At 40.2% G+C, this 13,461-nt stretch carries 10 protein-coding genes; 9 read left to right on the forward strand and 1 reads right to left on the reverse strand.

Going from position 1 to position 13,461, the window contains the following annotated elements:
• The 3 genes from N2257_08865 to N2257_08875 form a co-directional block, all read left to right on the forward strand.
• Positions 1-2,264 (forward strand): translocation/assembly module TamB (locus N2257_08865; GenBank protein ID MCX7794493.1); only part of this gene is annotated, 2,264 nt, incomplete at its 5' end.
• Positions 2,265-2,401: 137 nt separating this feature from the next.
• Positions 2,402-4,927 carry an outer membrane protein assembly factor BamA gene (bamA, locus tag N2257_08870; protein MCX7794494.1) on the forward strand — a complete coding sequence of 842 codons (2,526 nt, stop codon included), beginning with the start codon at positions 2,402-2,404 and terminating at the stop codon, positions 4,925-4,927.
• Positions 4,917-5,468: a hypothetical protein gene (locus N2257_08875; GenBank protein MCX7794495.1), complete on the forward strand. Its 552-nt coding sequence runs from the start codon at positions 4,917-4,919 to the stop codon at positions 5,466-5,468. Before bamA ends, N2257_08875 begins: the two co-directional genes overlap by 11 nt.
• A gap of 13 nt (positions 5,469-5,481) precedes the next feature.
• On the opposite strand, the gene glgP is transcribed toward N2257_08875, so the two are convergent.
• Entirely contained in the window at positions 5,482-7,197 is a 1,716-nt protein-coding gene (gene glgP / locus N2257_08880) for an alpha-glucan family phosphorylase (protein MCX7794496.1), read from the reverse strand.
• Positions 7,198-7,218: 21 nt separating this feature from the next.
• On the opposite strand from glgP, the gene N2257_08885 reads away from it, so the two are divergent.
• From N2257_08885 to N2257_08910, 6 genes are all read left to right on the forward strand, one after another.
• Complete coding sequence (locus tag N2257_08885; protein MCX7794497.1) at positions 7,219-7,962, forward strand: DUF72 domain-containing protein; 744 nt, start codon at positions 7,219-7,221, stop codon at positions 7,960-7,962.
• Between the two features lie 19 nt (positions 7,963-7,981).
• The gene (gene polX / locus N2257_08890; protein ID MCX7794498.1) at positions 7,982-9,706 is read left to right on the forward strand and encodes a DNA polymerase/3'-5' exonuclease PolX; all 1,725 of its coding nucleotides are present in this window, start codon (positions 7,982-7,984) and stop codon (positions 9,704-9,706) included.
• 311 nt (positions 9,707-10,017) lie between these two features.
• Complete coding sequence (gene hemL / locus N2257_08895) at positions 10,018-11,301, forward strand: glutamate-1-semialdehyde 2,1-aminomutase (GenBank protein ID MCX7794499.1); 1,284 nt, start codon at positions 10,018-10,020, stop codon at positions 11,299-11,301.
• A gap of 181 nt (positions 11,302-11,482) precedes the next feature.
• The gene (locus tag N2257_08900) at positions 11,483-12,499 is read left to right on the forward strand and encodes a cytochrome c3 family protein (protein MCX7794500.1); all 1,017 of its coding nucleotides are present in this window, start codon (positions 11,483-11,485) and stop codon (positions 12,497-12,499) included.
• Positions 12,500-12,553: 54 nt separating this feature from the next.
• A complete protein-coding gene (locus N2257_08905; GenBank protein MCX7794501.1) occupies positions 12,554-13,039 on the forward strand; it encodes a cytochrome c3 family protein in 486 nt (161 codons plus the stop codon).
• The coding region (locus N2257_08910; protein MCX7794502.1) for a 4Fe-4S dicluster domain-containing protein at positions 13,017-13,461 on the forward strand (445 nt) is incomplete at its 3' end. The genes N2257_08905 and N2257_08910, both read left to right, overlap by 23 nt.

Here is a 13,461-nt window from a genome sequence, read left to right on the forward strand (position 1 = left end):
AGGGTGTATTGAATATCAATTCACCATCTATCAATGGCTATAATCTCGATTATATAAAAGGGACTTTTTCCTACAACGGTTCAGACTTTGAGCATCAACTGACAGGGGCAAATATAAATGAAGAACACAGACTTTCTGGCAGTATAAGATTCCCTGACTCTCATAAGATATTTGATTTTTCCCGCCCCTTTTTTAATCTCAAGCTCCAGCTTCAAAATTTCAGACTGAATTCTTTGCTTTCCGGACTTCCCCTTAAAGAAGAGTTAAGACTTAATGGAGATATAAGACTCACTGGCGATGATCTATCACAGGAATTAAGCTTAAAACTCAGAAGTCCTGCATCCAGCCTTGAGGGTTCTCTTAACCTTAAAGAATGGAAAAGGTATGAATATGAGTTCTATTCATTTATTAAGACAGCTGAGCTGAAAGTTCTCAGTCCTGAGTTTTTTGATACAGCACTTAAGATAAAAGCTAAAGGAACAGGCGTCTTTCCTGAAATTAATGGATTTTTAAATATCCACTCTGAGGAGGTCAGGCTCAATGGAGTACCAGTTGGAGCCTTAAAATTTGATGGAGTGATAGAGAAAGACTCTCTTGCTCTGGCAGGTTCCTTATTTGATGGTCTTCTTATTTTAAGAGCTCGTGGTGATGTTGTAGCTCCCTTTAACTATAATGTGGAAATTGAATTTAGAGATGCTTCGTATAAAACCATCTTTCGGGCACTGATAAAGGATGCTCCGGAGGACGTTGACCTCGGGCTGAAGGGAAACCTTATACTCGTCAAAGAAGCGCATGTCCTTTCAGGCAATCTCTATTTTGATAAATTTGCAATTTCAGGTTTTGGACACGAACTCAGAAACAGGGTACCTGTTAAGCTTGAACTCAGGGATAAAAGGCTTGTGATCAGTTCATTAGAAATGATAAATGAAGGAGGCTCTGTTAAAGCCTCTGGAGAGATAAACATAGGAGAGGGTTATGCCCTTGATCTCAGGGGTTCTACTTACCTCTGGCCTTTTAAGAAATTTTCAAGGTCAATAAAGAATATTAAAGGAAAGGTTGATTTCGGAATAACAGTTTCAGGCAAATGGGATTCTCCGCAGCTTTCTGGAGAGGTCTCCTTAAAGGACGGAACTCTGAGTATAGAAGATATACCGTACCAGGTAACAGAGGTTAACTCCCTTATCAGATTCAATGAAAACAGGATAAATATTGAACAATTTCGTGGAAAGGTAGCAGGAGGTATAGTTTACGCAAAGGGTATTGCATACCTCAGGGGATTCAGACTGGGAAGATTCAATATGGAAGTGACTCTTAACAATATATCAGCTACAGTTTCAGAAGATTTTACATTGACCTTTGATTCAAATCTTTATCTTAAAGGTGAGAGATATCTCAGGCTCATTACAGGCGAGGTAAGATTGAAAAAGGCCTTTTATAGAAAATTCATTGAATGGAGATCCTGGATGCTGAAAAGAGCTGAGGAGATGCCAGCACCACCCGAGGTGTCAATACCGACCTTTCTTGATGCATCTTTAAACATTAAAATAACCGGACCTATTCCTGATGCCTCGTCAGTTCTTATGGTTGACAATAATATTGCAAATGCAAAACTTAAAGTTGATTTTCTTCTTAAAGGAACACTCAAGAAACCTGTGATTCTTGGCAGGGTTGAGACACTTGAGGGTATGGTCTATTTCAGAAACAATGAGCTGAAACTCATAAGTGCCACTGCTGATTTTACAACTCCTGATAGAATAGATCCCTATTTCAGAATAAGGGCAGAAACCTTTTCGAGAGGTTACAGAATATCTCTTCTTATGGAGGGGTATCTCAGAAAATTTAATCTTTCTCTTTCCTCAGAACCTCATCTTGATGAGGTTGATATAATAGCCCTGCTCGCGGTTGGAGAGACAGGAACAGCACTCAAGGGTTATGGAGGAGGTATAGGTGCTGCTGAGGCAAGCTCTTTTATAACAGGGCAGCTTCAGGAGACTCTGGAACATAGGGCAAGACTCTATACAGGTATAGACAGGGTTCAGATTAGTCCTTATGTATCTAAGACAGGTGAGATAGGTCCCAGGGTAACTGTTGGAAAGAAACTTGGTGAAAGATTATCCATACTTTATTCAAGTGCTGTGGGATCAAGAGAATCTGATGTGATAAAGGTGGAATATGAATTGAGCAAAAAGATCATGCTCGTTGGTGAAAAGGATGAGCGTGGAAGTATGGGAGGTGACATAAAATTCAGATTCCAGTTCCGGTAAAGAGGAGATTAAAATTAAGGTTGAGCTCAGTTAATAAAAGATTATGGTTGATCTTAATTTTTTCTTTATCTTTTAACTTAATCTTTTCAGCCATAGTATCAGCCTCAACCTCTTTTGAAATTGAGGGTCTCTATTCTATGAAAAAGGAGGAATTTCTTGAAATTCTTGGAATTCAGGATGAGCCTTTATCAACTGATAGAGTAAGAAGGGGTATAAAGAGGGCATTTCTTACCGGCCTTTTTGATGATATAAAGATAGAACGAGAAGATGAAGTAATAAGGATAAAAGTAAGAGAAAGGCAGATTATTGAGCGAATAGAGGTAAAAGGAAATTTTTATCTTTCAGGTGATGACATACTCGGTGCTTTTATACTTAAAGAGGGAGAACCCATGAGATATGATCTTCTGGAGGATGCAAGAAAGAACCTTCTTGCATACCTTTTAAAAAAAGGCTATCCAGAGGTCGACATCAGATTTGAGATAAAAGAAAAAAGGTCAAGGATTAGATTGAAACTCCATATAAAGGAAGGGCAACCCCTTATTATCAAAAAGATAGAAGGTCCTGAAGAGATTACACCATTTATAAGGCTATCAGTAGACAGGCCTTTTGACCTCACTCTACTTGAAGGAGATATAAATTTTATCAGAGAATATTACAAGAATGAAGGTTTTATAAATCCTGATGTGAGGGCATCCTTTGAGGATGGTATTCTCCACTTCTCTGTTAATCCCGGCACGAGGGTGATTGTTAAATTTCAGGGAAACAGGGCATTTTCAGATAGGGAACTCTTTAAATTGATGCCCTTTTCTACAGCAGAGTCAATATCTGATGAACTCATAGAAGAGGCAAGAACGAGGATACTTCTTGCGTATAAAAAAGAGGGTTATCCCTTTGCTGCTGTTGAAGTTGAGCATAAAGCTGAAATAGGGCAATTATACATAGTATTTAAAATAGATGAAGGTAAGAGATACAGGATAGGAAAGATTATTCTTTCCGGTATAACCCTGCCTCAGGATAAACTTCTTAAAATCACTGGTTTAAAAGATAAGGAGTACTTTATTCCTGAAAAACTTGATCTGGCACTGGAAAGACTTAGGGCCTTCTATCGCTCACTGGGATATAGAAATATAGTAATAGATGAACCTGTTCTTGATTTTGATGAAAAGACAGAGACCCTTTCTATATTAATAATGATTCAAGAAGGTGAGCAGGTTTTGATAGATAAGATTTTTATAAAGGGAAATAGAGAGATAGATACAGAAGCTCTGAGGGAGATTATGGAACTCAGGGAGGCAATACCTTTTAATGAGACTGATATAAATGATGCAAAGCTCAGATTACTTGAGTACTATTTTTCTAAAGGATATATTGATGCAGAATGTGATGTTGAGATAGTGTTCAGAAATAGCTATGCAGATATTGTATTTAACATTTCAGAGGGAAGGAGATACTCTTTTGGCAGGACAATTATAAGAGGGAATCTTGACACATCCTCGCGTGTTATAAAAAGGGAATTGCCCTACGAGACAGGAGCTTATTTCAGCCATGGCTCTCTTCTTGAGACAAGGCAGAGGCTTTACAGACTCGGTCTCTTCAGTGAGGTTGAGATTGAACCTGTCAGAGAGGATTCCACTCAGAATGTACTTATTACTGTAAAGGAATCGCCCCAGGGTGCCTTCGAATTCGGTATCGGTTATGGTGAATATGAAAGATACAGGGGATTTATGGATTTAAGCTATAGAAATATTTCCGGGATGAACAGGCAGATATCTCTGAGAATAGAGACAAGTTCTCTTGAGAGGAGATTTATAATTAATTACTACGACCCCAGACTTCTTGATTCAAGGACTTCTTTGAGAATAATACCTCTTTATGAGGAAAGAAAAGAAAAGAACATTGACACAGGAGAGATTCTTTACAGACTGAGGAGATATGCTGAAAAGACAGGAATAGAGACCCCTCTGTCAGAAAATCTCAAGTTTGAACTTTATCATGAATTTTCTGTTGTAAAGACCTATGATGTAAGACCTGAGATCGTTCTTCCAAGAGAAGATGCCGGTACCCTAGCCATAAGCAGTCTTGTCCCGGGACTGGTCTATGATACAAGGGATAATCCCTTTGATCCGAGGAAAGGTATTCTCACAGGTGGAAGACTCAAGATTGCATCAGAAGCCTTAGGTTCAGAGGTTGAGTTTATAAAGGTCAACGGAGATGCGAGCACTTATATTTCACTTTCAGGGAAGTTTGTACTTGCCCTGGGGCTCAGGGCTGGTATAGCCTGGCCTTTTGGTAAGACCGAGGAGATACCAGTGGTCGAGAGGTTTTTTCTTGGAGGAAGGGCATCTGTGAGGGGATTTTCTCAGGATAGCCTCGGTCCAAAGATTAATGATACACCGGTAGGAGGTGATTCCTTTATCCAGACAAATCTTGAGCTGAGATGGTATCCTGGGAGATCTTTTTCAATTGTAACCTTTCTTGATGGTGGAAATGTATGGTTCAAAGATAAAGGAATTTCACTCAGTGACCTCAGGTATTCAGCTGGTATAGGTTTCAGATATAATACACCGGCAGGTCCTGTGAGGCTTGATTACGGACAGAAACTTGAAAGAAGACCCGGTGAGTCAAAGGGAGAGATTCATTTCAGTATAGGTCATGCTTTTTAATAGGGTAATAGAGCAGCAGAGCAGTAGAACAGCAGTCTTTTTGTTTTTTTGCTTTTTACTTTTCTATTCAACCTCAACCTCAGCTTCTTTAATTGAGGCTACTGTCGCTGCGGTTGAAGATGAGGTCATTACTCTAAGTGAATTTAACGAAAGATACGATGTAATGAAGAAAGCCTTTCCAGAGATATCAAAAAAAGAGGTGATTGACAGCATGATAAACAGGCTTCTCCTTCTCAGGGAGGTTAGGCTGTCAAGGATCTCAGAGCAGAGGGGATTTCTCAATCCGGAGGATGAGAACAGGATAATTGAAGAGTATATAGAAATAAAAATCAGGGCATCTGTAAGGGTAACAGAGGAAGAGATAGAGAAGTATTATGAGGCCAATAAGTCTCATTTTGGTAACAGATCCCTTCAGGATGTTGCTGAAAAGATTGAGGAAGTTCTTACAGAGATAAAAACAAATGAATCACTTAAAGAACATATTGATAGCTTAAGAAAAAAGGCTTATATATTTATAAATACAGAATTTCTGAAGCACTGAACCCGCTGCCTTCTTACTTAATATATGCCTCAGTAACATACCTCCGCATCATCCTGTGGCTGTTAAAGTAATAGGCGATCTTTCCAATTGAATTTTCCATGATCTTTATCCAGATATGCCTATTTTCATAAAACACTGGAATAATGATATTTTCAAGTTTACTGTAAAGATCTTCTGCATCCCTTCTGTCTGCATCTGGTTCAGGATGATTTGCAGATGGTAAAGGACCGATTGACCAGCCGGTATATCCCTCAATGTGACCCTCTATCCACCAACCATCAAGAACCGAGAAGTTTATCACACCATTGTGGGCAGCCTTCATACCGCTTGTTCCTGATGCCTCGAGAGGCCTCAGAGGAGTATTTAGCCATAAATCCACACCAGAGACGATTTTTAAAGCAATATCCATGTTGTAATTTTCAAGATAAACTATCTTGATATCATCCTTCAAAGCTTCCTTTATCTCGAAGATTTTTTCAATTATCTTTTTACCTGGCTCATCTTTTGGATGTGCCTTACCTGCCATCACAATCTGGAGTCTGCCAGAGCCTATCTTCCTTAGCCTTTCAATATCATAAAAAAGAAGATAAGGTCTTTTATAGGCTGTTGCCCTTCTGGCAAATCCTATGGTGAGTAACTCTGGATTGAGCTCAACTCCGGTTGCCTCCTTAATATACTGAAAGAGTATCCTTTTTGCCTCCATATGAGCATTCCAGAGTTCCTCGGAAGGGATTCTTCCAGCCCTTACAAGAAGCTCTGGTTCATTTGCCCAGCCCGGAATATACTTGTCAAGAAGCTTCTTGATCGGTTCAGATGTCCATGTATAGGAATGGACTCCATTGGTTATTGAATGTATCTCGTATCCGGGAAATAGCTGTTTTGATACTTCACCGTGTTTTTTTGCAACTCCATTTATATATCTGCTCAGATTGAAGCCGAGTCTCGTCATATTCAGTACATCCTCACCACCGTATCTCTGGAGTACATGTAGTGGCACCACAGGCTCCAGTATCCTTTTTACAAGATCATAGGGAAATCTATCATGACCTGCCTCTACAGGAGTATGGGTTGTAAAGATACATAAAGACCTCACTTTCTCATCATCCCACACAAGCCTCTCATCCCAGACCTCTTCGATATCCCTTCGAAATCTCCTCAGGAGTTCAAGTGTTAAAAGGGACGAATGCCCTTCATTCATGTGGTATTTTTTGATCTCAAACCCCAGTTCATCCAGCATCCTCACTCCGCCTATTCCAAGAACAGCCTCCTGCTTGAGTCTGTAAGCCATGTCTCCACCATAAAGATAATGGGTTATCTCTCTATCTTGAGATGTATTTTCTTCAAGGTCTGTATCGAGGAAGAATACCGGAACCTTTCCACCGGTAACACTCTCAATCACATAAACCCATGCCTTTATCCTTACCTCCCTTCCTTCAATCCATACTGATACCCTTTGAGGTAATTCTGTTAAAAGTTTTGAAGGTTCCCATCCGCAGGGCTCTTCTATCTGGGTTCCCTTTTCTGTGAGCCTCTGCCTGAAATAACCCTTTCTGCTTATGAGTGTTACTGCAACAAGGGGAAGGCTCAGGTCAGCAGCTGACCTCAGTGTGTCACCTGCAAGTATTCCCAGTCCTCCACTATAGGTCGGAATATCATTTCTCAAACCTATCTCCATGGAGAAATAGGCTATCTTTGGTTCTCTTGTAAAATCTTCCAGTTTAAAGGCCATATAGTATGATACAATAAATTAATGGCAAAATTACTTGTTGGCTGTAGCGGTTTTCACTACACACACTGGAAAGGACCCTTTTATCCCGAAGATCTTGATGAGAGATTCTTTCTTGATTACTATTCAAAGAAATTCTCCACTGTTGAGCTGAATGTTACATTCTATAGATTGCCTGAAAGAGAAGCCTTTGTAAAATGGTATTCTGAGACACCCGGAGATTTTATCTTCAGTCTCAAAGGAAGCAGGTTTATTACACATGTAAAGAAACTCAAATCCTTTGAAGAACCTCTTGAGGTATTTTTTTCAAGGGTCAGTCTCCTTAAGGAAAAGCTTGGACCCGTACTCTGGCAGCTTCCGCCGAATCTAACCTACAACAAAGAAAGGCTTAAGGCCTTTCTTGAAGGTCTAAGAAAATACAGAAGAAGAAACGCCTTTGAGTTCAGAAACGAGACATGGATAAAAAAAGAAGTCTTCCAGATGCTTGAAAAAGAGGGTTGTGCACTCTGTCTTGCTGACTGGCCTGAATTTCTGAAAGACCTTCCTACTACAGCAGATTTTATTTATATAAGAAGGCACGGTCACGGAACCTATGCAGACTGTTACACAATGGATGAGCTCAAGGCTGATAGGAAGCTCATAAATAATTTTCTAAAAGAAAAGAAGGATGTATATATTTACTTTAACAACGATGCTAATGGATATGCACCAAAGAATGCCCTTGAACTGATGGGACTGCTGAAGGTGAAAAGGGCAAAAAAGAGATAAAACCTCAGGGTAAAGCCTCTTGAAGAATCAGGAGATAGCAAGATTATTTAATGAAATTGCAGACCTTCTTGAACTGAAGGGTGAGAATCCTTTCAGGATAAGGGCATACAGAAGGGCTGCTATGCAGATAGAGGGCCTTCCAAAGGATATCTCTGGTCTTTCAGAAGAAGAGCTTACCAGGATTCCTGGAATCGGTCAGGACCTTGCTGGAAAGATAAGAGAATATATTACAAAAGGAAGGCTTACCCTTCATGAAGAATTAAAGAAAGAATTTCCCGAAACCTTTCTTGAGCTCCTTCAGGTTCCAGGGCTTGGACCTAAGAGGGCAAAGATTGTTTATGAAAAACTAAATATCAAGAATCTTGAAGAACTTGAAGAAGCAGTAAGATCAGGTAAACTCAGAACCCTACCTGGAATAAGAGAAAAGACAGAGGAGAATATCCTAAAGGGCATAGAGTTCCTTAAAAGAGGTTCTGAGAGAAAACCTATTGGAAGGGTTCTTCCACTTGCAATGGATATTGTGGAGGCACTCAAGCAAAAGGCACCCCTTAAGGATATAGCAATTGCAGGAAGCCTTCGTAGATGGAAGGATACCATCAAGGACATAGATATACTCGTAACATCAAAAAAACCTGAAGAGGTTATGAAGGTCTTCGTTCATCTTCCACAGGTAAGGGATGTGATTGCCAGGGGTTCTACAAAATCTTCTGTGGTCATTGAAGAGGGTATCCAGGTTGACCTAAGGGTTGTGGAGGAGGACTCTTTCGGTGCAGCACTACAGTATTTTACCGGCAGTAAAGCCCACAATATCAAGCTCAGAGAGATGGCATCGAAAAAGGGATTGAAGATAAATGAATACGGAGTCTTCAGGGAATCGGACAACAGAAAGCTCGGTGGTAAAACAGAAGAAGAGGTTTATAAGATATTGGGCCTTCCCTGGATACCTCCTGAGCTCAGGGAGGATACAGGTGAGATAGAGGCAGCTCTTGAAGGAAGACTTCCTGATATAATCTCTTTTGATGATATAAAAGGTGACCTCCATGTCCATACAAAGTGGTCTGATGGAAGTCATGACCTCGAGACACTGATTAAGGCAGCAAAGGAGCGAAACTACAGATACATAGCCATCACAGACCATTCAAAGGGCCTTGGAGTTGCAAGGGGGCTTGATGAGGAGAGACTTCTTGAGCAGATAAAACTTATTGATGAAGTAAACAGCAGATTGAATAATTTTAAACTCCTTAAGGGTGTTGAGATAGATATACGGAGTGATGGAAGGCTGGACCTTTCAGATGATATCCTCAAGAGGCTTGATATTGTTGTTGCCTCAATCCATTCTGGTTTCAAACAGTCAAAGGAGCAGTTAACAAAGAGGCTTCTTTCTGCAATAAGGAATCCCTGTGTGAGCGTAATAGCCCATCCCACTGGCAGGCTCATTGGAGAAAGGGATGCCTATGAGATAGACATTGAGGCGATTTTCAGAGAGGCAAAGAAATATGGAGTGGCCTTTGAGATAAATGCCTATCCCCTCAGGCTCGACCTTAATGAGCACCATACAAAGATGGCAAAGGAATATGGAATACCCATTGTAATAAGCACAGACACCCATCTCACCCAGCATTTTGATTACATGAGGTACGGAGTATCCATTGCAAGACGGGGATGGCTTGAGAAAAAGGATGTCCTTAACTGCCTGGAATATGAGGAGCTTATTAAAAGATTAAAGAGATGCAAAAGTTCTTGACACCCATTGGTGACTCTGGTAGACTTATTCAGTAAAAAGTGAGTAGCTTTTTATGAAGGAAACTTTTAAACATTTAGTTAAGAAAATTACCCTTGAGCCATTTATGAAGTTATTGATGACATAAGTAGAGGTAATAAAGAGGATTTCAGATACCTTAATAATAAGATAGACAGGCAGATAGAGCTGATAAGACAGTAGATAGGGAGGTAAAGGCAATAGATAGTTACAGGTAATGAAGCAGGTCACCTCAATCAGAGGATTGATAAAATTATAAAGCTTTTTTTGAAATAACAAATAAATAAGAGGTGAATATGAAGACTGTCAAATCTATTGCTCTTTACAAAAAAGCTGTAGAACACATACCAGGCGGTGTTAACAGTCCTGTAAGGGCATTCAGGGCTGTCGGAGGAAATCCTCTGTTTATAGCAAAGGCAAAGGGCTCAAAGATCTACGACGTTGATGGAAACGAATTTATAGACTATGTCCTTTCCTGGGGGCCGATGATTCTTGGCCACAGCCATCCTGAGGTGGTCAGAGCACTTAAAAAGGCAATTGAAAAAGGTACAAGCTATGGTGCACCAACACCTCTTGAGATAGAACTTGCACAGCTCATTAAAAAGGCCTATCCATCAATAGAAAAGGTAAGGATGGTCAATTCTGGCACAGAGGCTACCATGTCTGCAATAAGGGTTGCCAGGGCATTTACAAAGAGAAATAAAGTAATAAAATTTGAAGGCTGTTATCACGGTCATGCTGACGGACTTCTTGTAAAGGCTGGTTCAGGTGCAACAACCTTTGGAGTTCCTGATAGTCCTGGTGTACCAGAGGATTATGCAAAAAATACCATAACCCTTCCCTTCAATGACCTTGAGGCAGTCAGGAGTATTGTTGAGTCTGAATGGAGGGATATTGCCTGTATCATTCTTGAGCCTGTGGTTGGAAATATTGGATGTGTTCTTCCGAAAGCAGGATTCCTTGAAGGTCTAAGAAACATTACAGAGAAGTATGGAATTGTCCTTATATTTGATGAGGTAATGACAGGCTTCAGGGTATCCTATGGAGGTGCCCAGGCTTATTATGGTATAAAACCTGACCTCACCTGTCTTGGAAAGGTCATTGGTGGTGGTCTTCCTGTAGGTGCTTATGGAGGAAGAAAAGACATAATGTCCATGGTGGCTCCTGAAGGCCCTGTTTACCAGGCAGGAACCCTTTCAGGCAATCCTCTTGCAATGACAGCAGGCATAGTTACCCTGAAGATTCTATCAAATAAATCTGTTTACAGACTTCTTGAAAAGAGGGCATCACAGCTTGAAGAGGGGCTCAGGGATGCATCAATAAAATCAGGAATTCAGACAAAATTCTACAGAGCAGGCACTATGTTCTGTACCTATTTTACCGATAGAGAGGTCTATGATTACCAGACAGCAAAGACCTCTGATACAGAGAGATTTGGAAGATTCTTCAGGGGCATGCTCGAAAGGGGTGTTTATCTTGCACCCTCTCAGTTTGAGGCAGGATTCTTAAGCATTGCCCACAGTGAAAAAGACATAGACAGAACCATAAAAGCAGCCTTTGAGGTCATGAAGAGAATCTAAAAAGAAAATACATTTAAGATTAAGATCCTTTCTTGAGTGGCAAGCAACTTTTTTTTATTCATTAAAAATTCATAAAATTTTTTTATTATATTTGATTAATTAAGTTTATTTGACATTTCGAGCTGAGTATTTTAAAATTATTTTTTAATAAAAAAATTAAGTAACTGGAGGTGCCCTAAAAATGTCTGAAGCAGAGAAAAGGGGTTTTTTCAAAAGGCTACTTAGACCCACTGAGTGGCTCAAAGAAGGGATATCACTTAAGGGAAAGATTATAATTGCTGTTCTTACTCTAATAATACTTGTTGGTGGTAGCTATATTGCCTACAGGTTTTATGATTTTACACAAAATAATCCCAAATTCTGCTTAAGCTGCCATCTTATGAGGCCTGCCTTTAAGGCATGGGAAGAGAGTGAGCACGCAGGTATAAACTGTCATGATTGTCACCACCTGAGCATACCTGAGGCAAACAGGCTACTAATAAATTTTGTAATACATAGACCCACAACGCTGCCGCCAAGACATGGAAAGATAATAGTGCCCTGGAAATTCTGCGTAAGATGCCACTGGGACACTGATGAGCGTTATCCCAATGAACCGAGCATAGCACCTTCCCGTTACCATGCCCTTCATGTCTTTAATGAGAGGATAGAGTGTTCAAAATGCCATGGTTATATTGCCCACAGGTTTTTGCCTGAGGAGAGATTCTGTATAAATTGCCATCAGGGAAAAGAGGTTCATGGTGGAATGGAGGCCCTTCCCTGCCTTAACTGCCATACAGACAGGACAGTTGACCTTAAACCAGGAAGAAATAAATGCCTCTTCTGCCACAGCACTGATGAAGGTATAAGGAAAAGACTCATAGAAGATGGTACAATAGATGTAAAGTACTTTACACCTACAAAAGAGGTTATTGCACGGGCAAAGAAGATTCATATTCCAAAGAATGCACCCATGCAATTTTACTGTTATGAATGTCATAAGCCCCATACAAAGGTAAAACCTGATTCTGGAGATTGTCTTAGATGCCACCAGAATATACCCTTTGTAGGCAAGCACGGTGGACATCTTGAGATGCTAGGCAAGAACTGCATGAACTGCCATAAACCCCATTCATGGCGTGTGACACCGGAGAAGGCAAAGACCTTATGCACCTCATGTCATGAATATAAAGAGCCAGAGTCATTTATAAAGGGGTAGGATTAAAGGTTAAGACTGTGATATTGATTTAATCTTTTATTATTAGAGGTATGTATGCATGTACTGAGACCTCTCTTTGTCTTTTTAGCCTTTGTCAGTTTAATACTCATTGTAAGGGCCTTTTATGTTCCAGGGGATTTCGGAATTCATGAGCGTGGCTATATGTATGGATGGTACAGGAAATCAAATGAGGAAGAATGGAAAGCTATAAAAATCAAATACCAGGGCAATGAATATTGTAGTGGCTGTCATCCTGATCAATACAATTCTTTAAACAGCTCGCATCACGCCATCCTCCAGTGCGAAAACTGTCATGGGCCTGCCATAGACCATCCAACTGATCCTTTGAAATTATCAATAGACAGGTCAAGAGAACTCTGCCTAAGGTGCCATACCTATCTTTCCTATCCAACAAGCAACAGGGCAAATATAAGAGGTATAGATCCTGAAAAGCATAACCCTGGTATTGAGTGCTCCATGTGCCACAATCCTCATAAACCCACCCCGGGAGGTAAACATGACAAGAAGAGAATTTCTTAAAAATACATTAAGGTTTGCAGGTTTACTTGCTATTACAGGCTCTGTAGAGATATTAAAACCAGATGAGATATTTGCTGCGAAGTCTTCAGGCATTAGGTGGGTATTTCTTGTGGACACCTATAAATGTGTTGGCTGTGGTTTGTGTGTTAAGGCATGCAAGCTCGAAAATGAGATTCCCTATGATGCAAATGTAACAAGGACCTGGGTTGAACGCTATGTCCTCACAAAGGATGGTCGCCTTCTTGCAGATACACCAAAAGGTGCAAGGGATGGATTTATATCTACAAAAATTGAACTTGGCAGAGGCGAATATGTGGATGTAAAACCCAAAGAAATTGAAAAGGCATTTTTTGTTCCAAAATTATGTAATCAATGCGAGAACCCTCCCTGTGTACAGGTCTGTCCTGTTGGAGCAACCTATC

The sequence above is a fragment of the Thermodesulfovibrionales bacterium genome (assembly GCA_026417875.1).
Taxonomy (GTDB): domain Bacteria; phylum Nitrospirota; class Thermodesulfovibrionia; order Thermodesulfovibrionales; family CALJEL01; genus CALJEL01.